The sequence below is a fragment of the Streptomyces sp. NPDC006602 genome, from assembly GCF_042870385.1.
Lineage (GTDB): Bacteria > Actinomycetota > Actinomycetes > Streptomycetales > Streptomycetaceae > Streptomyces.
Window position 1 is genome coordinate 558008 of sequence record NZ_JBIAHG010000002.1, and the last position, 20456, is coordinate 578463.

The 20456-nt window shown below is 71.7% G+C and carries 20 protein-coding genes; 8 read left to right on the forward strand and 12 right to left on the reverse strand.

Features of this window, described 5'->3' with window-relative positions; translation table 11 throughout:
- Position 1: 1 nt before the first annotated feature.
- Positions 2-868: an acyl-CoA thioesterase gene (locus tag ACFYO2_RS07190; RefSeq protein ID WP_388345239.1), complete on the forward strand. Its 867-nt coding sequence runs from the start codon at positions 2-4 to the stop codon at positions 866-868.
- A gap of 5 nt (positions 869-873) precedes the next feature.
- On the opposite strand, the gene ACFYO2_RS07195 is transcribed toward ACFYO2_RS07190, so the two are convergent.
- Positions 874-1815 carry a DUF6397 family protein gene (locus ACFYO2_RS07195; protein ID WP_388345241.1) on the reverse strand — a complete coding sequence of 314 codons (942 nt, stop codon included), beginning with the start codon at positions 1813-1815 and terminating at the stop codon, positions 874-876.
- Between the two features lie 126 nt (positions 1816-1941).
- Positions 1942-2355 carry a roadblock/LC7 domain-containing protein gene (locus ACFYO2_RS07200; RefSeq protein WP_388345244.1) on the reverse strand — a complete coding sequence of 138 codons (414 nt, stop codon included), beginning with the start codon at positions 2353-2355 and terminating at the stop codon, positions 1942-1944.
- 94 nt (positions 2356-2449) lie between these two features.
- Between ACFYO2_RS07200 and ACFYO2_RS07205 the strand changes: the two genes are divergently transcribed.
- On the forward strand, positions 2450-2878 hold the full coding sequence (locus tag ACFYO2_RS07205) for a PPOX class F420-dependent oxidoreductase (protein WP_388345247.1): 429 nt from the start codon (positions 2450-2452) through the stop codon (positions 2876-2878).
- A gap of 28 nt (positions 2879-2906) precedes the next feature.
- Here ACFYO2_RS07205 and ACFYO2_RS07210 read toward each other — a convergent pair whose 3' ends face one another.
- The 5 genes from ACFYO2_RS07210 to ACFYO2_RS07230 all read right to left on the reverse strand — a co-directional run bounded on the left by ACFYO2_RS07210 (position 2907) and on the right by ACFYO2_RS07230 (position 7834).
- Complete coding sequence (locus ACFYO2_RS07210) at positions 2907-3512, reverse strand: ATP/GTP-binding protein (protein ID WP_388345249.1); 606 nt, start codon at positions 3510-3512, stop codon at positions 2907-2909.
- A 92-nt stretch (positions 3513-3604) separates the two neighbouring features.
- A complete protein-coding gene (locus ACFYO2_RS07215; RefSeq protein WP_388345252.1) occupies positions 3605-4018 on the reverse strand; it encodes a DUF742 domain-containing protein in 414 nt (137 codons plus the stop codon).
- A 19-nt stretch (positions 4019-4037) separates the two neighbouring features.
- Entirely contained in the window at positions 4038-4475 is a 438-nt protein-coding gene (locus ACFYO2_RS07220; RefSeq protein ID WP_388345255.1) for a roadblock/LC7 domain-containing protein, read from the reverse strand.
- Entirely contained in the window at positions 4472-6997 is a 2526-nt protein-coding gene (locus ACFYO2_RS07225; RefSeq protein WP_388345257.1) for a nitrate- and nitrite sensing domain-containing protein, read from the reverse strand. Before ACFYO2_RS07225 ends, ACFYO2_RS07220 begins: the two co-directional genes overlap by 4 nt.
- 63 nt (positions 6998-7060) lie before the next feature.
- Positions 7061-7834: an MHYT domain-containing protein gene (locus ACFYO2_RS07230; protein ID WP_388345260.1), complete on the reverse strand. Its 774-nt coding sequence runs from the start codon at positions 7832-7834 to the stop codon at positions 7061-7063.
- 152 nt (positions 7835-7986) lie between these two features.
- On the opposite strand from ACFYO2_RS07230, the gene ACFYO2_RS07235 reads away from it, so the two are divergent.
- Complete coding sequence (locus ACFYO2_RS07235) at positions 7987-8586, forward strand: class I SAM-dependent methyltransferase (RefSeq protein ID WP_388345263.1); 600 nt, start codon at positions 7987-7989, stop codon at positions 8584-8586.
- 159 nt (positions 8587-8745) lie between these two features.
- Here ACFYO2_RS07235 and ACFYO2_RS07240 read toward each other — a convergent pair whose 3' ends face one another.
- On the reverse strand, positions 8746-9651 hold the full coding sequence (locus ACFYO2_RS07240) for an oxygenase MpaB family protein (RefSeq protein WP_388345266.1): 906 nt from the start codon (positions 9649-9651) through the stop codon (positions 8746-8748).
- A gap of 99 nt (positions 9652-9750) precedes the next feature.
- On the opposite strand from ACFYO2_RS07240, the gene ACFYO2_RS07245 reads away from it, so the two are divergent.
- Complete coding sequence (locus ACFYO2_RS07245) at positions 9751-10047, forward strand: hypothetical protein (RefSeq protein ID WP_388345268.1); 297 nt, start codon at positions 9751-9753, stop codon at positions 10045-10047.
- Positions 10048-10180: 133 nt separating this feature from the next.
- The gene (locus ACFYO2_RS07250) at positions 10181-11086 is read left to right on the forward strand and encodes a hypothetical protein (RefSeq protein WP_388345270.1); all 906 of its coding nucleotides are present in this window, start codon (positions 10181-10183) and stop codon (positions 11084-11086) included.
- A gap of 148 nt (positions 11087-11234) precedes the next feature.
- Here the strand turns inward: ACFYO2_RS07250 and ACFYO2_RS07255 are convergent, their stop codons facing one another.
- Together ACFYO2_RS07255 and ACFYO2_RS07260 are read right to left on the reverse strand one after the other, a co-directional pair.
- Positions 11235-11417, reverse strand: a complete 183-nt coding sequence (locus tag ACFYO2_RS07255) for a hypothetical protein (protein ID WP_189704020.1) — start codon at positions 11415-11417, stop codon at positions 11235-11237.
- Positions 11418-11533: 116 nt separating this feature from the next.
- The gene (locus ACFYO2_RS07260; RefSeq protein WP_388345272.1) at positions 11534-12580 is read right to left on the reverse strand and encodes a fatty acid desaturase family protein; all 1047 of its coding nucleotides are present in this window, start codon (positions 12578-12580) and stop codon (positions 11534-11536) included.
- Between the two features lie 242 nt (positions 12581-12822).
- On the opposite strand from ACFYO2_RS07260, the gene ACFYO2_RS07265 reads away from it, so the two are divergent.
- Both ACFYO2_RS07265 and ACFYO2_RS07270 read left to right on the forward strand, forming a co-directional pair.
- Entirely contained in the window at positions 12823-15684 is a 2862-nt protein-coding gene (locus ACFYO2_RS07265) for a DEAD/DEAH box helicase (protein WP_388345275.1), read from the forward strand.
- Positions 15681-16949, forward strand: a complete 1269-nt coding sequence (locus tag ACFYO2_RS07270) for an SWF or SNF family helicase (RefSeq protein ID WP_388345277.1) — start codon at positions 15681-15683, stop codon at positions 16947-16949. The genes ACFYO2_RS07265 and ACFYO2_RS07270 overlap by 4 nt, the downstream gene beginning before the upstream one ends.
- A gap of 99 nt (positions 16950-17048) precedes the next feature.
- On the opposite strand, the gene ACFYO2_RS07275 is transcribed toward ACFYO2_RS07270, so the two are convergent.
- Together ACFYO2_RS07275 and xylA are read right to left on the reverse strand one after the other, a co-directional pair.
- Positions 17049-17381 (reverse strand): hypothetical protein, encoded by a 333-nt coding sequence (locus tag ACFYO2_RS07275; RefSeq protein WP_388345280.1) that lies wholly within the window; start codon positions 17379-17381, stop codon positions 17049-17051.
- A gap of 345 nt (positions 17382-17726) precedes the next feature.
- Positions 17727-18893, reverse strand: coding sequence for a xylose isomerase (xylA, locus tag ACFYO2_RS07280; protein WP_388345282.1), 1167 nt, complete (start codon positions 18891-18893; stop codon positions 17727-17729).
- 117 nt (positions 18894-19010) lie between these two features.
- On the opposite strand from xylA, the gene xylB reads away from it, so the two are divergent.
- Positions 19011-20456 (forward strand): xylulokinase, encoded by a 1446-nt coding sequence (gene xylB / locus ACFYO2_RS07285; RefSeq protein WP_388345285.1) that lies wholly within the window; start codon positions 19011-19013, stop codon positions 20454-20456.

Genomic DNA, 20456 nt, shown 5'->3' on the forward strand with positions numbered 1-20456 from the left:
CATGACGAACGCGGCCGAGAGGCTCGTCGACCTGCTCGATCTGGAGCAGATCGAGGTCAACATCTTCCGCGGCCTCAGCCCGCAGGAGTCCCTGCAGCGGGTCTTCGGGGGCCAGGTGGCGGGCCAGGCGCTGGTCGCCGCCGGGCGCACCACGGAGGGCGACCGCCCGGTGCACTCGCTGCACGCGTACTTCCTGCGTCCCGGACGGCCGGGCGTGCCGATCGTGTACCAGGTGGAACGGGTGCGGGACGGGCGGTCGTTCACGACCCGCCGGGTCACCGCTGTGCAGCAGGGCCGCACGATCTTCAATCTCACCGCCTCCTTTCACAAGCCTGAGCCAGGAAGTTTCGAGCACCAGCTGCCGCCGGCCCGCAAGGTCCCGGACCCGGAATCACTGCCGACGGTCACGGACGAGGTCCGGGAGCACCTGGGCGCGCTGCCCGAGCAGTTGGAGCGCATGGCCCGCCGTCAGCCCTTCGACATCCGTTACGTGGACCGGCTGCGCTGGAGTGCCGAGGAGGTCAAGGACGCCGAGCCGCGCAGCGCGGTGTGGATGCGCGCGGTCGGGCCACTCGGCGACGACCCGCTCGTGCACACCTGCGCACTGACCTACGCCAGCGACATGACCCTCCTGGACGCCGTCCGCATCCCGGTCGAACCGCTGTGGGGTCCGCGGGGATTCGACATGGCGTCACTGGACCACGCCATGTGGTTCCATCGGCCGTTCCGCGCGGACGAGTGGTTCCTGTACGACCAGGAGTCGCCGATCGCGACGGGCGGACGCGGTCTTGCCCGCGGCCGGATCTACGACGTGGAGGGGCGGCTGCTCGTGTCGGTCGTCCAGGAGGGCTTGTTCAGAGCCTTGTAGCCCGCTCAGAGCCGCACAGGCGGCCGGCGTTTGCCGCGGCGCAGCCAGCCCGGCAGTTTCCGGGGCGGATGTGGCTGCGGCTCCTCGGGCACGGGCGAGTCGTGCTGTGCCGGTGCAGGGACCGGGTTCGCCGCGCGGGTCGGTTTTGCCGCGGGGCGCGCTGTCGCGGGGCGCGGCGCGGGCCGGTGCTCCCGGGCTTCCTCCAGCACTCGCGCCAGGTCCGCCCTCAGCCAGCCGATCTCGTCCGGGTCGTCCGCCGTCATGATCCTCTCGGCGAGGTGCGCGGTCGGCGAACCCGGCGCGCCATGGGCGGGTGGCCCAGGCCTGAAGCGGTTCAGATGGGAGCGCTCGTAGGGATCGGGAACGATCTCCGCGATCTGGAGAGGGTCGAGGAAGGCAGCCACTGCCCCGGCCTGCTCCCAAGGGTCGCCGGCCTGCCGGAGCAGGAAACCCAGGTGGCGGCCGCGCCAGTTGCGAGCGCGCAGATCCAGGCCGGTCTCCAACTGGTCGCGCAGCCCCTCGGGCATACGCGCCGTCAGCAGCCGGGCGTTCTTCTCGTCGGCCGCGAACTGCCGCAGTTCCTCGGCCAGATACTGCCAGACCACCGTTCGGTAGCGGTTCAGATAAAACGTGACCGGCACCACCAGTCCCAGGCGTGCCAGGCGCGTGAACCTGCCCGGGGGCACCTCCATGACGGCCGCGCCCTCCGTGGTACCCACGGCTGTCACCCGCGCCCGGAGGGACTCCGGGAAGCCTTCGTGCGCGGACAACCGGTCGATCTCGGAGCGCGTGACGCGGCGGCCCCCGCCCTCTTCGTCGGGCACGGTACTGATGTGTCCGAGGTGGACGGCGAGGTCGAACTCGCCTCGCCTGAGCCCCAGTTCCCGTGCGGCGCGGCTCGGTGCGCAGGAAAGGCGGTGCGGTGTCGTAACGGTGTCGACAGACATGGTCGATCTCCCCCGTGGAGTCTGTTGCTCACGCTGTGTGCGTTCGCCGTGACAAAAACCGTAGCCGGTCCGGCAGACATCGCGGCGAGCCTGTGGATAACTCCACGGGGGCGACGAATATGCAGGTCAGAGATCTGTTGCTGTGCTGCGCTCGGACTGCCGGACGTCCACGCCGAGGTGCTCGCCGACACGGTTGACGAGCAGTGTCATCTCATAGGCGATCTGACCGATGTCAGCCTCCGCACCGCTGAGCACGCACAGACAGCTGCCGGTTCCCGCCGCGGTGACGAACAGCACCGCGTCGTCGAACTCGACCATCGTCTGGCGCACCCGGCCCGCGCCGAAGTGTCGTCCCGAGCCCTTGGCGAGGCTGTGCAGTCCGGACGAGACGGCGGCGAGGTGCTCCGCGTCCTCGCGGCGAAGTCCCGTGCTCGCCCCGGTGACCAGCCCGTCGTTGGACAGGACCAAGGCGTGCCGCACGTGTTCGACGCGCTCGGTCAAGTCGTCCAGCAGCCAGCCAAGTCCCTGGTTCTCCGCCATGTTTCCCGTCTCCCCGTGTGACGTCTCCTCCTCGCTGGAGGATCTCCCTGCCACCCTTCCCCACCACTCTCCTGCGAGCAAGGAGGATAGGGGCATGGCACAGAAGATGACCGAAGAGGAATGGCGGGAGTTCGTCTCGTACGGCACCCGCACCGGAAAGCTGTCGACCGTGCGGGCCGACGGGAGCCCGCACGTGGCGCCGATCTGGTTCCTGCTCGACGGGGACGAGCTCGTGTTCAACACCGGCAAGGACAGCGTGAAGGGGCGCAATCTGGCCCGGGACGGCCGGGTCGCCCTGTGCGTGGACGACGACCGGCCACCCTTCGACTTCGTGGTGATACAGGGCCACGCCCGGCTCTCGGAGGATCTCGACCAGGTCCGCCACTGGGCCGGTCGCATCGGAGCGAGGTACATGGGCGAGGAGCGGGCGGAGGAGTTCGGCGCCCGCAACGGCGTCCCGGGCGAACTCCTCGTCCGTGTCTCGATCGACAAGGTCCTGGCGCAGAAGGCCGTCGCCCACTGAGAACGGCTTCCGGCACCCGTTGCCGGGGTCAGCCCACCGAGTCGAGCAGCCGGGCGGTGTGCATCCGCCCGGCGTACTCGACCAGCCGGATCAGCACCTCCTTTCCTGAATCGCGGTCACGGGCGTCGCAGAGCACCACAGGTGTGCCCTGGTCGAGATCGAGGGCGCGCGCGACGTCCTGCGCGCCGTAGCTCCGGGCGCCCGAGAAGCAGTTGACGGCCACCACGAACGGGATGTGGCGGTGCTCGAAGTAGTCCACCGCAGGGAAGCAGTCCTCCAGTCGGCGGGTGTCGGCGAGGACCACGGCGCCGAGGGCGCCCTGCGACAGCTCGTCCCACAGGAACCAGAAGCGGTCCTGGCCCGGCGTGCCGAAGAGGTAGAGGGACAGACCGGAGCGGATGGTGATGCGGCCGAAGTCCATGGCGACCGTCGTGGTGACCTTCTGGTCCACGCCGTCGGTGTCGTCCACCAGCTGACCGGCCTCACTGAGCAGTTCCTCGGTGCGCAGCGGCCTGATCTCACTGACCGCGCCCACCAGGGTGGTCTTGCCCACGCCGAATCCGCCGGCGACCAGTATCTTCAACGCCAGCGCGGTCGTGTCGCCGCCCTGGACGTCGGAGTCATCGGAGACCATCGATCACTTCTCTCGGGAGGGCCGGCATCGGACGACGGCAATAGGTGCGTGCATGGTGGCAACCGCGGTTTCTTTCGGAGGGCAACTGTCATCTACAGCGCGCGCAGCCCCTCGATCACCTCGCGCAGAATCCGTTCGTCAGGCAGCTGCGCGGGCGGCACCGGACGGCTGACGGTGACACAGCCGAGTTCCAGCAGATCGCCGAGGAGCACCCTGACCACGCCCACGGGCAGGTCGGCGCCCGCGGCGAGTTCCGCGACCGACTGTGTCTCCGGGCGGCACAGGTCGATCAGGGCCCGGTGTTCGGGTCCGAGCGCGGTGTCCTCGTCGATGCCGGGCGCACCAGTGTCCAGCGTGACGAGGGCGATCAGGTCGAATCGCACCCCGCTGGGGCCGGGTTGGGTGCGTCCGCCCGTCATCGCGTACGGCCGGACGAGCGGACCGGCCTCGCCGTCGTACCACTGGCTGCCCTGCTCCCGCGGGGCGCCCGTCATGTCCTCGGTCATGGGCGTGGACCTTCTCGCCTCATCCGGCGGCGGGAGGCCGCGCGCCGATGCGGGTAGGCGTGTACAGGTGCTCGCCGACGCGCTTGACCAGTCGTGCCATCTCATAGCCGACCAGGCCGATGTCTGCGGTCACGGCGGTGAGGACGGCGAGACAGGAGCCGTCACCCGCGGCGGCCACGAACAGGAAGCCGTCGTCCATCTCCACCATGGTCTGGCGCACGCCTCCGGCACCGAAGTGGCGGCCCGCCCCCTTGGCCAGGCTGTGGAAGCCGGAGGCTACGGCCGCGAGGTGTTCGGCGTCCTCGCGGCCGAGGTCGGTAGAGGCGCCCACGGCGAGCCCGTCGTTGGACAGCACCACGGCGTGTCGTACCTCGCTCACACGCACCACCAAGTCGTCCAGCAGCCAGTCCAGTTCGCCGGACCGCTGGGCGGCTCTCATGCTCGGGTCCTGGATCATTCGGGGTCTCCTTCGATGCTGTCACTGCCCGCCGGGGAATCCGGGGTGGCACCGCGACCGGGCTGCCTGCCGCCGCCGCGGGCCCAGCCGTCGCGGTAAGCCGCCATGCGGTCCCGTACGAGTTCGGGGGTGCGTTGGTCGTCGTTCGGGGCGGCGGACGCTTGTGCCGGGTCCTCGGAGCGCCGCTCGCGCAGTTGGGGGGCGAGATTCGCCTGCCGTACCCGGCGTGGGAGGTCGTCCGAGTCCTCGGCGGCGTCGTCCGGAGGACGGTGCAGACGCAAGGCGGTGACTCCCGGGGGTGGTGTGTCGGTCGTGGCCCGTGCCGCGGCCGGCGCTGGTGCCACCAGTGCGGGGCGGTCGGCCGGTGCGGGGACGGACTCCTGGTGCTGTGCGGTGGCGGCCACGCGCGCGTACTCGCGTTCCGCGGGCCGCTCCGCGTCCTCCTCCCGGCGGGGGGAACGTTCCGCCGCACCGGCGTGCAGCAAGGCCGTGGGCAGCAGGACGACCGCGGTGGTGCCGCCGTAGGGGGAGGTACGCAGATGCACCTTGATGCCGTGGCGGGCGGCGAGCCTGCTGACCACGAAGAGGCCGAGCCGGTCGCTGTCGAACAGGTCGAGTGTCTCGGACTGCTCGATGCGTCGGTTGGCTTCGGTGAGGGTCTCTTTGCCCATGCCCAGACCGCGGTCCTCGACCTCGACGGCGTAGCCGTTGCCGACGGGTTCGCCGGTGACGCGCACGCGCGTGTGGGGCGGGGAGAACTGGGCGGCGTTCTCGATGATCTCGGCCAGCAGGTGGGTGAGGTCGGCGACGGCCGTGCCGACGACCGACGCGTCGGGGAGTTGTCGTACCTCCACGCGCGCGTAGTCCTCGACTTCGGAGACTGCCGCGCGGACCACGTTCGTCAGGGGGACCGGCATGCGCCAGGCCCGGCCGGGGGCGGCTCCGGAGAGGATGATCAGGCTCTCGGCGTGCCGCCGCATGCGGGTGGTGAGGTGGTCGAGCCGGAAGAGGTCGCTGAGTTCGTTCGGGTCGTCGGACCGGCGCTCCATGCTGTCGAGGAGGCTCAGCTGGCGATGGACGAGGACCTGGCTGCGGCGGGCGAGGTTGACGAAGACGCCGGAGATGCCGCTGGCGAGCTCGGCGCGCTCCACTGCGGCCCGCAGCGCGGCGCGGTGCACGGTGCCCAGGGCCTCGGCGACCTGACCGGTCTCGTCCTCCGCGGGCGGTCCGGGCGGGGCCTCGGCCTGCACGTCGATCTCCTCGCCCGCACGCAGTTTCCGCATGGCTTCCGGGAGTTTGCGGCGTGCGATCTCCAGGGCGCCGTTGCGCAGGCTGACCAGCTCGACGACGAGGCCGCGTCCGATGCGTACGGAGATGACGAGTGAGGCGGCGACGGCGACGAGGCCCAGGAGTACCGCGGCGCCCGCAGGGGTGAGCAGACCGCGGGTGAACGGGTCGGCCCGGTCGGCGACATCGCGTCCCGCGTCCTCCTCGATCGTCCGCATGCCGTCCTGCACGCGCGCGTGTGCCCCGGTCCATTTGGCTTCCGGTGCCGCCTCGATCGCGCGGGCGCCCGCGCCGACGGCGAGGATCTTGTCCTCGGTGGCGCCCACGGTGGCGTAGGCGCTGCCGTCGGCGAGGTGGTGCCAGGCGGCGCGTTCGGAGCCGCGCAGGTCGGTGACCGCGGACTCGGTGAGGGCACGGCGGGTGTCGACGGCGCCGGTGAACAGCCGCAGTCGCTCGCCCGAGAGGCCGCCGGCGAGGCGCGCGCTGGCGAGGACGGCGTCCTCCTGGGCCAGGGCCTCGCCCGCACGGGAGAATTCGAGCAGCACGCGCGCGTCGGAGCCGAGTTCGGCGTCCTGGATGCCGGTGAGGGCGCCGCCCACCGCGAAGGCGCTCCCGATGATCTTGGTGTACCGGCCGTATGTCTCGTCCCAGCCCGCGTCGCGATCGAGGACGGCCGTGCGCAGTGAACGCAGTTGTTCGGCGCCGGTGACGAACGCGTCGAGCCGCTGGGCCACTCCGGTCGGCAGCTCCTCGCTGTCGGCGATGGTGCTGGCGTCCCCGAGCCGCAGTTCGGCCACCGCCCGGTCCGTGCGTTGCGCGAGTTTCTTCAGATCGCCGCTCGGCCCGGCCGACGGGTCGGTCGCCTGGCGAACGGCGGCTGCCCGCTCGGTCTGCAGCGCGGCCACGGCCGCGGCGACGGGGGTGCGGATCCCGGAGTCCACGCGCTGCAACTGCCGCAGGCGGGCGACGTCCTGGGCGGTGGTGACGGTGGCGTACGCCCACAGGGCGAGCAGGGAGACGACCGGCACCATGAGCAGGCAGACGATCTTGGCGCGGACCGTCCGCGGGCGCATCAACCAGCGTCCCGCGCGCGCGGGTGCATCGTCCGGTATCGCGCCCACGGGGTCGTCCGGGCTTTCGTCGGCCGGCGGTCCGGCGTGTGCGCGGCGGCCGCGCACGGTGGGCTGGGGCGGCGTCTCGGCGCCGGCTGTGGGGGTCCTACGCGGTGTACGCATGGCCTCCTCGCTCGGGAGTGGTTCGGGGCGTGCCGCCCGGGCGGTGCGGGGTCCGGGGCACCGCTAGTGGGCCGCGCTCTCGATCGGCCGCTGGGCCGAGGCGGATGCCTGGCGCTCCCCCGTCGTAGGCGACAGCGCGACGAAGGCCGAGGTCAGGAAGAGATAGGAGCCGAGGCCGACGGCGAGGGGGAAGATGAACTGCATCGCCGTGGCCCCGGGCAGGGGCGCCCCGGAGGGCGCGACGCGCACGCCCACCGCGAACATCCCGGTGTAGTGCATGCTGCTCACGGCCGCCCCCATGATGAGCGAGGCGATGGTGACGGCGACGGGTGACTTGATGTTGAGGGCCGCCCACAGGGCCGCTGTGGCCGCGACGACGGCGATCAGGATGGAGAGTCCGACGAGCACCGGGTCGTAGGTGACGTCGCCGTGGAGCCGTACCGCCGCCATGCCCAGGTAGTGCATGCTCGCGACGCCGAGCCCGGTGGTGAGTCCGCCGAGGAAGAGCGCGCGGGTGCGGTCGCGGCTGTATCCGACGGCGAAGACGCCGGCACAGACGACGATCATGGCGACCAGGAGGCTCGCGATCGTGAGCGGCACGTCGTAGCGGATGTCGGTGCCACTGACGCTGAAACCGAGCATGGCCACGAAGTGCATGGTCCAGATGCCGGTGCCGATCGCGGAGGCCGCGGTGAGGAGCCAGTTGCGGCGCGAGCGTCCGGTGGCGCCGAGCGCGCGGACGGTGCAGCGCAGCCCGAGCGCGGCGCCTATGCAGGCCATCACATACGACAGTGCGGGGGTCAGCCACCCCAGGGCGGCGTGGTCCAGGTGTCCCATGGCTCAGTGACGCTAGTCGGGGCAGGGGCGCACAAAGGGGGAGCATTTCGAAAACTGTTGGAATATGGCGCAGAGGTGCACCTGGACGATCGCATCGCGCTCGAACGTGTGCGCCGGGACGTCATCCTTGTCGGTGAGGGATCATGCGGAACATGAGCGACGACCACACACGTGTCCAGGAGTTCTTCGGCGCCCGCGCCGCCGGCTGGGACAGCCGGTTCCCCGACGACGGTCCCGCCTATGCCGCCGCGGTCGCGGTCCTCGGGCTGCGCGAGGGTGATCGCGTGCTGGACGCGGGCTGCGGCACGGGACGGGCCCTGACGCCGCTGCGTGCGGCCGTGGGGCCCGCTGGGGTGGTCGTCGGGGTGGATCTGACCCCGGACATGCTGCAGGCCGCCGTGCGGGCCGGACGGGACCGGGACGGGCGGTTGCTGCTCGCCGACGTGACCGCGCTGCCGCTGCGTTCGCGGTCGCTGGACGCCGTGTTCGGAGCGGGGCTCATCTCCCATCTGCCCCATCCGGCCGAGAACCTGCGGGAGTTGACGCGCGTGGTGCGCCCCGGCGGCAGACTGGCACTGTTCCACCCGATCGGCAGGGCGGCGCTCGCGGCACGCCAGGGCCGGCAGATCACGCCGGACGACCTGCGCACGGAACCCAACCTCCGTCCGCTGCTGGCCGGTTCTGGGTGGCGCCTGACGTCGTACGTCGACCAGGACGACCGGTTCCTGGCCTTGGCCGTCCGCGAGGGCTGACGCCGCCGGTCCGGCCCGGCGACCGCCGCCAGGAAGGCGTCGGGGTGGTCGAACGTCACGTCGTGACCGGAACCTGGCACGGTCACCACGCAAACGCCGACGGCGTCCAGAGCCCCCTCCCGTGGAGGTCGACTCGCATGGTTGCGCGACACGCTTCGTTCACTCTTCGGAGACGACCGCCGTCGGACCGGTCCGACGGACCGGGCAGCCCCGCATCCCAGGAACCGGCCGGGTGCCCAGGTCCTCCAGCCGGTAGCCGTTCGGGTAGCCCTTGATCTCCCAGTTCTGGCGCGCGTAGTGGGGTGCGCGCCGGGGCGGCAGCAGCCGGACGGCACGGCCGCGCAACCGGACCGCGCGGCGGACCACCGCACGGGTGGCGGCGTTGGGCGGCGAGTAGCGGAAGGCACGCAGGAGCGGGTCGTCGAGCAGGGCGAGCGTCGTGCTGCGCAGGAGGGGCGCGAGGGGACGCGGGTACCAGGAGGCCATCAGGTCGAGTGTGGCGTCCGAGACCTGCCGTGCCTGCGGATCCCAGGCGAAGTGAGCCTCTTCATAGGCGTCGAGACACGCCTCGAACTCCTCGTAGGTCTGCGGTATGTCCTGGATGCCCATGTGCCGCCCCAGAGTGCGGTGGTGGACGGAGGAGGCGACGATCTCGTGACGCGACAGCCGACGCCAGCCGTAGGCGTCGATCCAGCGCTTGGGCATGACGACGAACGTGCAGAGCACGTACCGCAGCTCGTCGTTGCTGATCTCGTAGCTGCGATGCATCTGGTTGATGCGGCGGATCGCCGTACGGCCCTCCTCACTGGCGAAGCCGTGCTCGACGACGGCGTCGAGAAGCAGCGAGGTGTCGTCATAGCGCTTCTGTGCCCGAGCCGTGAGCTCCGCCGTCTCCGCGAGCAGTCGCCCTACGCTCGGCACGGCGTACGTGCGGTACAGGGCCAGCTCCAGAGCGCGGGTGAAGTCCCAGGGGAACTCGTACGCCGCGGTAAGCCGGTAGATCTCCGTGGCGTCCTGCTCCGGATCCATCGTCCGGATCTGTGCGAGCCGCTCGAAGCGCTTCACCGCGCCGTCCCCCTTCTGCCGCCGAAGCTCCAACTCTACGTTGAGTAGCGGAAGATGGACGATCAGCCATGGCAACCACGCAGGGGGAAGGTGGTCAGCATGTTCGGCAGGGTCCGCAAGTCCTGTGCCGGATTCGTCAAAGCGTTGCGTCCCGAGACGGGGACCGGTCGGGACGCACGCTCGCACAACCTGTTCGAGGCCGCCGCCGCGTATGTGTCGGCCTGCGCGGAGGACGATCAGGAGCGGATCGACGAGGCGGCCGGCTGGGTGTCGCCGGAGGCACTGTCGTTCGGGGTCAACGAGCTGGCCTGCCGGGCCGTCATCGCCCTCGCCCGGGAGCGCGACGAATCGCCTCGAACGGTGGCACGGGCACTTCTTGGGCTTCCGGCGGCCTGAGGCACGGCACCGGGTGGTCGATTCGCCCCGTCCGGTCGGAAAACTGCAGCTCCGGTGTGCCGGGGAGTCGTGACAAGCGCCTCCCGGGCGCACTAGGGTGCGCGCCGTTGGACGAACCGATGGGGAGGCTGGGATGGCCGGGACGGACGAGGGCGCCGTCGCCGCCGAGGACGACGCGCTCTATGTGCTCACGGCGGTGCTGCTGACGCCGGCGAAGTTCCCGAGCGTCCTCGGCGACGACTATCTGGAGGCCTGCGCGGCGCTCGGTCTCGCGCCGCTGGCCGACGGGTACGGCCTGGTGCTCGGCCAGGACGGCGAGGGCGCCCGGTGGACGGTCGTCATCGACGACGTGTCGCTGGTCGCCGTGGCCATCGCGTCCTGGGACTGCGGCATGGAGTACGACCTGTCACCCGACGAACGCACGGTTGTCGCCGGCCTTCCCGGCTGGCCCCTCGCGGTCGCCGTCGCGGCACCGGGTGTGCCCGCGCCGCACGATCCCGACCCCGAGGTCGCGGACCGTCCCGCGCTGGCACCGCCGGACACGACCACCTGGGGGCCGGCCCAGCGGCGGCTGGGCGCCGACGAGATCGCACTCCAGTGGGCGATCTGGCGCGAGCAGATCGACGACGCGGCCTTCCCGAGCCCGGACCGCGAGGCTTCGGGGACTGCCACCGCCGACGGGTCGCCCGAGGCCACCGGAGGCACGGAGGAAACCGAGGGCACGGAGGAAAACGAAGGCACCGGGGAAGCCGAGTCGGACGGACCCAAAGGGCACGCCGGCATCCGACGCGTCCTCGCGGAGGCCCGCGCGTACGTGGACGCGCCTCCGCCTCTCGGCCGTGTACGGTCGTCCTTCGCCCCAGGGGACGCGCGGACCCTGCGCGCCGACGGTCCCGGCTGGTCAATCGTGGCCAGAACCGACGACATCGCGTTCGTACTGCTCGACGACGAGCCCGGCGAGGTCCTGCCGGTGGGCCGGGGCCCGGAGCTGCCGGGCCTCCTCGAGGCACTCGACAAGCTGGCCGTACGCCCCATCTGAGCCCGGCCGGGTGGCGACACCTCGGCGTTGGTCAGTTCGCCGGGTGACACGGGAACGCCCGCGGACCTTGCCGTCGGCAGGTCCGCGGGCGGCTCTACGGTGGGCTTCTGCGCACTGGACGGCCCGACCGGGCCGACGCGGTGGTGCGTCAGCGGCCGAGCTCCTTTCGCGTGACTCGGCGCAACCTGCGCCGCTGTGAGGGGTCCAGCGTGAGGTACGCGGCCGCCGGGACTCCCAGGACGATCAGGAGCGCGGCCCACCAGGGCAGCCAGATCAGCAGGATGAGCCCGACCGCCACACCTCCTGCGGCGATCTTGGCGTTCTTCGACATGTGCGTCGCCTCCTCCGCGGCCACTGCCGCTCTCTGTCCAGAAAAACGGATCCGCGCCTCCCACGGTTCCGAACCGCGACCCTGAGACGTCCCTGAGACATTCCCGACTCGCGCCCCTACTCCGTCCTCAAGGGCTCGCCCACCTCATGCATGTGGCGCAGCGCCTGTCGGTAGGAGTCGACGAGCCCGGTCTCCGCGTATGGGATACCCAACTCCCGGCAGTGGGCGCGCACCACAGGCCGGGCGAGCCGCAGATGGGGGCGGGGCATGCTGGGGAACAGGTGGTGCTCGATCTGGTAGTTGAGACCGCCGAGGAACCAGTCGGTCAGCGCGCCGCCGCGAATGTTGCGCGAGGTGAGCACCTGCCGGCGCAGGTGGCCCCACGGTTCGCCGTTCGGGTCCGGCATCTCCATGCCCTTGTGGTTGGGCGCGAAGGACAGGCCCAGGTGCAGGCCGAAGAGGGCCTGGTGGAGAGCGGCGAAGGCCAGAGCCCTGCCCGGCGACATGGAGGTGAGCAGCAGCGTCGCGTATCCCACGACGTGGCTCACCAGCAGCACGGCCTCCACGGACCGCTCCCCGGGCGACTGACGGCCCAGGTCCCGGAATCCCTGCACCTTGAGGGCTACGCCTTCGAGCAGGGTGAGCGGGAAGAACAGCCAGGCCTGGTTGCGGGTGAGCCGGCGCCTGAAGCCCGTCCGGTGCGCCGCCTGCTCGCCGGTGAAGACGAGGACGTCGGCGGCGACGTCGGGGTCCCTGTCGATGTGGTTGGGGTTGGCGTGATGGCGGTTGTGCTTGTGGTTCCACCAGGAGTAGCTCATCCCAAGCAGCAGGTTGCCGTGGACAAGGCCGATGAGCCGAGCGGCCGTCTTGTTGCCGGTGATCTGTGAGTGACCGGCGTCGTGACCTATGAAGGCGGTACGCGCCGAGAACACGGCGAGCAGCGGCGCGAGGAGCAGCGTCCACCAGGAGTCACCCACCAGGGCGATGCCTGTGACAACGGCGGCGAGAGCGAGCGTGTTGAGGGCGATGCATCGCGCGTACCAGCCGTACCGGCGCTCCAGGATGTCCTGGCTCTTGACGGTGCGCAGGAGGGGCGTGAACTCGCTGCCGCCCGAGGCGGAGCCGGGCATCGCCCGAGGGGTGGCTTCGACGGTTCGGGGCATGTCCGGACTCCGGCTCTCTCAGAAACGGGCTGACCTGAGAAAACGTACGGATCCGTGACCTGCGGCGACCATGAGGCAACCCCCCGTGTGCGGCCGGGGGCCAGCACCGAACGGCAGGGGGGGTGACGACACCCTCATCGAGAAGTGGCCCAGATCACTCATCGGGCGGGCCGGAGGGTCGCCGGCGTGCTGTATCCTCGACGGTCGCCCAAGTAGTCAAATTTGAGGAATACGGCATCTCTGTGCAGAGGAATTCCGCGGTCCCACCGTCCGAGATCTCCGAACTGGCCGACTGCTGTGCCGTGTTCGTGTCCAGTGACCCGGCGCGCCTTGGCAGTGTCGCGTTCTGGCGGCCCGACCGCGATGTTCCTCCTGCCGTCGAGGAGGGGGCCGTCGAGGACCTGACCGTCGCCCTGCCCGGTGACGACGGTGTCGAGCGGGTGAGGGTGCCGGCTCTCCTGCTGCCGGTGCGCGCCGCGCTACCGGTACTCACGCGCGCGCGTGGCTCCGCAGACGCACACCGGGCGCCCGCGTTCTGGGGTACGGCGGCCCTGCTGGCCCTGAACCTCGTGGCACGCGGCCTGCTGCTGCCCGGACTTTCCCCGCTCGACCACGATGCCTGGCGCACGGGCCCGCTTGAGGCGGCGGACCTGGAGCGCATCCGCCGGCTCGCCGCCGCGATGCCTCCCGAGGCGCACGCCGTGCCCCTGGACGGCGCCGGGCCCCTGCGCCTGCCCGACCCGGAGCGGCTGCTGCGCGCCTTCCTGGACGCGGTCGCCGACACGCTGCCCCGCTCCCCCGCGGCACCGCTGGTAACCGGCGGGCCCGCTTACGCGGCGCGGGAACCTCAGCACCTGCCGGAGCAGCGCGAGTGGGCCGCCGCCGTCGCCGCGGGCCACGACGCGGGCGTGCGGCTCTCACTGCGGGTCGAGGTGCCCGGACTGACCGAGGCGCAGGACGACACGGTGCTGCCGTTCCGGGCCGTGCTGCAGGTGCACAGCGTGAGCGACCCGACGCTCGTGGCGGACGCCGTCGAGGTGTGGACCGGGTCCGGCACGGCGGGCGGCGTGTTCGGCCCACGCGCGCGGATGGACGCCCTGCTCGCACTCCGCCGTGCGGCCCGGGCCTGGCAGCCGCTCGCGCCCCTGCTGTCCGCGTCCGTGCCTGATGCCGTCGAACTCGCCGACGAGGAAGTCACCGAACTTCTCGCAGAGGGCGCCCGCAGCCTCGCGAGCGCCGGCGTCGAGGTGCATTGGCCGAAGGAACTGGCCCGCAAGCTCACCGCCCGCGCGGTGGTCGGTCCGCCGGACGATGCGACCGGGCCCGTCAAGGTCTCCGCGGACATACCGACGCTCCTGTCCGCCGACGCACTGCTCTCCTTCAACTGGCGGTTCGCACTGGGCGACCAGCGGCTCACGCGCGAGGAACTGGACCGGCTCGCCGAAGCCGACCGCCCCGTCGTGCGGCTGCGCGGCCAGTGGGTCCTGGTCGACCCCGAGGAGGTGCGCCGCGCCCGCACCCAGCAGGACCGCAAGGTGACGCCCATCGACGCGCTGAGTGCCGCTCTGACGGGCTCCACGGAGGTCGACGGCCGCCGGGTCGACGTCCACTCCACGGGCTGGCTGGCGGCGCTGCGGGAGCGCCTCGCGGACCCCGAGAGGCAGGAGCCGGTCGCACAGCCCGCCGCACTCGCCGCCACACTGCGGGACTATCAGCGGCGGGGCCTGAGCTGGCTGGCCCGGACGACGTCCCTGGGCCTGGGCTGCTGTCTGGCCGACGACATGGGGCTCGGCAAGACCATCACCCTGATCGCGTTGCATCTGCACCGGCAGACCGACGCCGCCTCCGCCGGCCCCACGCTCGTGGTGTGCCCGACGTCCCTGATGGGCAACTGGCAGCGCGAGATCGAGAAGTTCGCGCCCGGCAGCCCGGTACGACGCTTCCACGGGTCGCGCCGCAGCCTGGACGACCTGGCCGACGGCGAGTTCGCCCTCACGACGTACAGCACGATGCGCCTCGACGCGCGCCGACTCGGCGAGGTGCCGTGGAGCATGGTCGTGGCGGATGAGGCCCAGCATGTGAAGAACCCTTACTCGGCGACCGCCCGGGAGCTGCGCTCCATCGGGGCACGCGCGCGCGTGGCGCTCACCGGCACGCCGGTGGAGAACAACCTGTCCGAACTGTGGGCGATCCTCGACTGGACCACCCCGGGTCTCCTGGGCCGGCTCGGCGCCTTCCGCACGCGGTACGCGCAGCCCGTCGAGGGCCGCCTGGACCCGGCCGCCGCCCAGCGGCTCGCCCGGCTCGTACGCCCCTTCCTGCTGCGTCGCCGCAAGTCGGATCCGGGGATCGCCCCGGAACTGCCGCCGAAAACCGAGACGGACCGTGCCGTGTCCCTGACCCGCGAACAGGCGAGCCTGTACGAGGCGGTGGTTCGCGAGACCCTCGCGGAGATCTCCCGCGCCGACGACATGGCGCGGCGCGGGCTGATCGTGAAGCTGCTGACGGGCCTGAAACAGATCTGCAACCACCCGGCGCAGTACCTCAAGGAGGAGCGGCCGACGATCGCCGAACGTTCCGGGAAGCTGGAGCTGCTGGACGAACTCCTCGACACCATCCTCTCCGAGGGGGCGAGTGTTCTGGTCTTCACGCAGTACGTGCAGATGGCCCGGATCGTCGAGCAGCACCTGGCGGCCCGTGGCACGCCCTCCCAGTTCCTGCACGGAGGGACTCCCGTCCACCGACGGGAGGCGATGGTGCGGCGCTTCCAGGACGGTGAGGTCCCGGTCTTCCTGCTGTCGTTGAAGGCGGCGGGCACGGGGCTGAACCTGACCCGGGCCGAACATGTCGTGCACTACGACCGCTGGTGGAATCCGGCCGTCGAGGCGCAGGCCACCGACCGCGCGTACCGCATCGGTCAGACCCGGCCCGTACAGGTGCACCGGCTGATCACCGAGGGGACCATCGAGGACCGCATCGCCGACATGCTCAGCCGCAAACAGGAGTTGGCCGACTCCGTGCTCGGCGCGGGCGAGGCGGCGCTCACGGAACTGACGGACGCGGAGCTGGCCGATCTGGTCGAACTGCGGGGGGACACACGATGAACAACCAGGACGGTGACACGGAGCGCACGTTCGCCGCACTGCCTCCCGCGCGCGGGAGGGGCTTCGCGCAGACGTGGTGGGGCCGGGCCTGGCTGAAGGCCCTGGAGGACACGGCACTGGACTCGGAGCAGGTGAAGACGGGCCGCAGGCTCGCGCGCGCGGGAGCCGTGGGCGCGGTGTCGGTGCGCCCGGGGCGCATCACCGCGGTCGTCCAGGATCGTGACGGCACAGCCCACCGGGCGGACGTCCTGCTGGCGGAGCTGACCGACGAGGAGTGGGACAGCTTCCTCGACATGGCCGTCGAGCGTGCCGGGCACGTCGCGGCACTGCTGGACCGCGACATGCCGCCGCACCTGGTCGAGGACGCGGCAGCGGCGGGCATCGAACTGCTGCCCGGCGTGGGCGATCTGGAGCCCCGCTGCGACTGCGACGCCTGGGACCACTGTGGACACACCGCGGCCCTGTGCGACCAGGTGGCGCGGCTGCTGGACCAGGACCCCTTCGTACTGTTGCTGATGCGGGGTCGCGCCGAACACGCCCTGCTGGACGCCCTCCAGGAGCGCGGCTCCGCGCCCGCCGCGGAGGTCGTCGAACCAGTGGGCGTCGATGCCGTGGAGGCGTACGCGGCCGGGGACGTCCTGCCGCCGCTGCCCGCTCTGCCCGAGCTCCCCGAGGAGCCCGGCATGCCGCCGGCCCTGGACACCGAGGCCCCGCCCGCGGCCGGCATCGACCCGGCGGCCCTCGAGTTCCTGGCCGCCCGGACGGCCGTGGAGGCCCATCGCCTGCTCGCCGAGGCTCTTCGGGGTGGACCGGAGCCACACGTGGACGAAGCGGAGCTGACGGTGGCTCAGGATGCCGTCCGCATGGCCGCAGGCAGCCCCGCGAAGGTCGTGACGGAACGGCTGGCCGACGGATCGGGGCGTGGCATGGACCAGCTGGCCCTGGCCGTGCGCGCCTGGCGGCACGGAGGCGCGGCCGCGCTGTCGGTGTGCGAGGAGGAGTGGACCGTGGAGGGCGAAACGCTCGCACGCGCGCGTGCCGCCCTGGACTCGGCCTGGGAGGAGGACGAACGGCCGACGCTGCGGGCGACGGCGAACCGGTGGACGGTCGTCGGCGCGGCCGCCCAGGTGCGTCTGGGCCGGGACGGCCGTTGGTGGCCGTCCCGGAAGGAGGGCGGTCGCTGGGTGCCCGCCGGTGGGGCGGCCCAGGATCCAGCCACGGCACTGGCTTCGGCGGAGGCCGACCCGGAGGAGAAGCCCTCCTGAGGAGACCGCCTTGCGGACAGGGCGCCCTCGAGAGGGCGGCTGCGGGACGGCATCTGACGTCGGATGGCCCAGGTACGGCCGTCCGACGTCGTCTTGTGGCTACGGGAGCACGTCCCCGAGTGACGGGACCAGCGATTCGAGGTCGCTCGGGAAGTCGCTCGGCAACTCGGTGGGGAACTGCGACGGCAACTCGGTGGGCAGGCTGCTGGGGATCTCGGTCGGGAGGCTGAAGGACGGCGAGGGAGAGCGGCTCGTACTCGCGCTGCTCTCCGGGGGCGGCGTCTCGTCCGGTGAGTCGTCGTTCCCCGACGCCATGAGGACCACCGCGGCGACGGCCACCGCGGCAACGATCACAATCAACAGGACGAACAGCGGATTCCGGCGCCTGCGCGGGCCCTCGGGCGGCCCGCCCGGTTCGCCGGTCGGGGACATCGGCTGAGTCGACGAGTCACCACCGTGCGACGCATCGCCGTACGGCGACGGGCTGCCGTACGAGGTCGGACCATTGTGGTCGAAGCCTTCCGGAGGCGGTCCGAAACCGTCGCCCGGAGGCGGCGTGTCACCCGGTGGCCCGGGCGGCTGAGGCGGTACGGGCGGCATGGCCATACCGTCCAGAGTCGCCTCGAAGCGGTCATGGCGCGACCCCCACGCGGACGTTGATACGGCCTCATGCCTTGGACCGCATGATTCCGGAACATTCCGCGCGGGGTCGCTCAGGAGCCGAGGTCACTCAGAAACTGAGATACCTCGGACAACTGACGGCACGCGCACGTGCGTTCAGCCGCGCGCCGCCAGCAGGTGATCCATCGCCAGCTGGTCGAGCCGCTCGAAGGCCATCCCGCGCGCGGCGGCCGACTCCACGTCGAAGTCCTCGAAGGCGCCGCGGTCGGCGAGGAGGGACTTCAGGCCGTCGGCCGCGGTGGGCTGTGCCAGCTCGTCCAGACGCGAGGCACGCAGGGCCTCCTGGACCTCCGGGTCGGCGCGGAAGGCGGCCGCCCGCTCCTTGAGGATGAGGTAGTTGCGCATGCAGCCCGCGGCCGACGCCCACACACCGTCGAGGTCCTCGGTCCGCGGCGGCTTGAAGTCGAAGTGCAGCGGGCCGTCGTAACCGGCGCTCTCCAGGAGATCGACCAGCCAGAAGGCGGCGCGCAGGTCGCCGCCGCCGAAGCGCAGGTCCTGGTCGTACTTGATGCCGGACTGACCGTTGAGGTCGATGTGGAAGAGCTTGCCCGCCCACAGGGCCTGCGCGATGCCGTGCGGGAAGTTCAGGCCGGCCATCTGCTCGTGGCCCACCTCCGGGTTGACGCCGTACAGCTCGGGACGCTCCAGGCGCTCGATGAACGCCAGCGCGTGGCCGACCGTCGGCAGCAGGATGTCGCCGCGCGGCTCGTTCGGCTTGGGCTCGATGGCGAAGCGCAAGTCGTAACCCTGGTCGGTCACGTACTCGCCGAGGAGGTCGAAGGCCTCCTTCATGCGGTCGAGAGCTACGCGTACGTCCTTCGCCGCGCCGGACTCGGCACCCTCGCGTCCGCCCCAGGCGACGTAGGTCTTGGCGCCCAGTTCGGCCGCCAGGTCGATGTTGCGGATCGTCTTGCGCAGGGCGTAGCGGCGCACGTCGCGGTCGTTGGCGGTGAACGCGCCGTCCTTGAAGACGGGGTGCGTGAAGAGGTTCGTCGTGGCCATCGGCACCTTCATGCCGGTCGCGTCGAGGGCTTCCCGGAAGCGCTTGATGTGCGCCCCGCGCTCGGTGTCCGAGGACCCGAAGGGGATCAGGTCGTCGTCATGGAAGGTCACGCCGTGGGCGCCGAGCTCGGCCAGGCGCTGCACCGTCTCGACCGGGTCCAGGGCACGCCGCGTGGCGTCGCCGAACGGGTCCCTTCCCTGCCAGCCGACGGTCCACAGGCCGAAGGTGAACCTGTCCTCGGGGGTGGGCTGGTAGTTCATGCCGCGGCTCCTTGCGTGCTGAGACTATTTCGTCATGGCCGTTTACAAATTAGTATGCGAACGCATCTCTGGGAAGACAGAGCCCGCAGAGCCGCGGAAAAAGTTAGGGAGAGCCCGATGTCAGCAGCCGAGGGTCCGCTCGTCGTCGGCGTGGACACGTCCACGCAGTCCACGAAGGCGCTGGTCGTCGACGCGGCGACCGGGCAGGTCGTCGCAAGTGGTCAGGCCCCGCACACGGTGACCTCCGGCGCCGGGCGCGAGAGCGACCCGCGTCAGTGGTGGGACGCCCTGCGCGAGGCCCTGCGTCAGTGCGGAGACGCTGCACGTGAGGCGGCCGCGGTGTCGATCGGCGGCCAGCAGCACGGGCTCGTCACGCTGGACGCGCAGGGCGAGCCGGTACGCCCGGCCCTGCTGTGGAACGACGTGCGTTCGGCGCCGCAGGCCCGGCGGCTGACCGAGGAGCTGGGCGGCGCGAAGTTCTGGGCCGAACGCACCGGCTCCGTACCGGCCGCCTCCTTCACGGTCACCAAGTGGGCGTGGCTGGCCGAGCACGAGCCGGAGGCCGTCCGGGCGACCAAGGCCGTACGCCTCCCCCACGACTACCTCACCGAACGCCTCACGGGGCAGGGCACGACCGACCGGGGCGACGCCTCCGGGACCGGCTGGTGGGCCTCCGGTACGGAGTCGTACGACCCCGAGATCCTCGCCCACGTGGGGCTCGACCCCGCCCTGCTGCCCCGGGTGGTCCGGCCCGGCGAGGTGGCCGGCACCGTGCGCGACGGCCATGACCTGCCGTTCTCCAAGGGCACCCTGGTCGCCCCCGGCACCGGCGACAATGCGGCCGCCGCGCTGGGCCTGGGTCTGCGCCCCGGCACGCCGGTGATGAGCCTCGGCACCTCGGGCACGGTCTACGCCGTGTCGAAGCGCCGCCCCGCGGACCCGACCGGCACCGTGGCGGGTTTCGCCGACGCCCACGGCGACTGGCTGCCGCTGGCCTGCACCCTGAACTGCACCCTCGCCGTCGACCGTGTCGCGACCCTGCTCGGGCTGGACCGCGAGGCCGTCGAACCCACCACCGGCGTCACCCTCCTCCCCTACTTGGACGGCGAGCGCACTCCCGCGCTGCCGAGCGCCTCGGGACTCCTGCACGGGCTGCGCCACGACACGACCGGCGGCCAGCTCCTGCAGGCCGCGTACGACGGCGCCGTGCACTCGTTGCTCGGTGCGCTCGACCTCGTCCTCGACGAGGACGCGGACCGCTCGACCCCGCTGCTGCTGATCGGGGGCGGCGCCCGGGGCAGGGCCTGGCAGGAGACCGTCCGGCGGCTGTCGGGGCGACCCGTGCAGGTGCCCGAGGCCAGGGAGCTGGTGGCGCTCGGCGCCGCGGCTCAGGCCGCCGGCCTGCTGACCGGCGAGGACCCGGCGGCGGTCGCCCGGCGCTGGAACACGGCAGCCGGTCCGGTGCTCGACGCCGTGGAGCGGGACGAGGCGGCACTGGCCCGGATCGCCGGGGTACTCTCCGACGCGGCGCCTCTGTTGGAGCGGGGGACGGGAGACCACTGA

Coding starts and splice junctions, on each gene's coding strand:
- ACFYO2_RS07190 (WP_388345239.1), top strand. CDS start 2: ATGACGAACGCGGCCGAGAGGCTCGTCGACCTGCTCGATCTGGAGCAG.
- ACFYO2_RS07195 (WP_388345241.1), bottom strand. CDS start 1,815: ATGTCTGTCGACACCGTTACGACACCGCACCGCCTTTCCTGCGCACCG.
- ACFYO2_RS07200 (WP_388345244.1), bottom strand. CDS start 2,355: ATGGCGGAGAACCAGGGACTTGGCTGGCTGCTGGACGACTTGACCGAG.
- ACFYO2_RS07205 (WP_388345247.1), top strand. CDS start 2,450: ATGGCACAGAAGATGACCGAAGAGGAATGGCGGGAGTTCGTCTCGTAC.
- ACFYO2_RS07210 (WP_388345249.1), bottom strand. CDS start 3,512: ATGGTCTCCGATGACTCCGACGTCCAGGGCGGCGACACGACCGCGCTG.
- ACFYO2_RS07215 (WP_388345252.1), bottom strand. CDS start 4,018: ATGACCGAGGACATGACGGGCGCCCCGCGGGAGCAGGGCAGCCAGTGG.
- ACFYO2_RS07220 (WP_388345255.1), bottom strand. CDS start 4,475: ATGATCCAGGACCCGAGCATGAGAGCCGCCCAGCGGTCCGGCGAACTG.
- ACFYO2_RS07225 (WP_388345257.1), bottom strand. CDS start 6,997: ATGCGTACACCGCGTAGGACCCCCACAGCCGGCGCCGAGACGCCGCCC.
- ACFYO2_RS07230 (WP_388345260.1), bottom strand. CDS start 7,834: ATGGGACACCTGGACCACGCCGCCCTGGGGTGGCTGACCCCCGCACTG.
- ACFYO2_RS07235 (WP_388345263.1), top strand. CDS start 7,987: ATGAGCGACGACCACACACGTGTCCAGGAGTTCTTCGGCGCCCGCGCC.
- ACFYO2_RS07245 (WP_388345268.1), top strand. CDS start 9,751: ATGTTCGGCAGGGTCCGCAAGTCCTGTGCCGGATTCGTCAAAGCGTTG.
- ACFYO2_RS07250 (WP_388345270.1), top strand. CDS start 10,181: ATGGCCGGGACGGACGAGGGCGCCGTCGCCGCCGAGGACGACGCGCTC.
- ACFYO2_RS07255 (WP_189704020.1), bottom strand. CDS start 11,417: ATGTCGAAGAACGCCAAGATCGCCGCAGGAGGTGTGGCGGTCGGGCTC.
- ACFYO2_RS07260 (WP_388345272.1), bottom strand. CDS start 12,580: ATGCCCCGAACCGTCGAAGCCACCCCTCGGGCGATGCCCGGCTCCGCC.
- ACFYO2_RS07270 (WP_388345277.1), top strand. CDS start 15,681: ATGAACAACCAGGACGGTGACACGGAGCGCACGTTCGCCGCACTGCCT.
- ACFYO2_RS07275 (WP_388345280.1), bottom strand. CDS start 17,381: ATGTCCCCGACCGGCGAACCGGGCGGGCCGCCCGAGGGCCCGCGCAGG.
- xylA (WP_388345282.1), bottom strand. CDS start 18,893: ATGAACTACCAGCCCACCCCCGAGGACAGGTTCACCTTCGGCCTGTGG.
- xylB (WP_388345285.1), top strand. CDS start 19,011: ATGTCAGCAGCCGAGGGTCCGCTCGTCGTCGGCGTGGACACGTCCACG.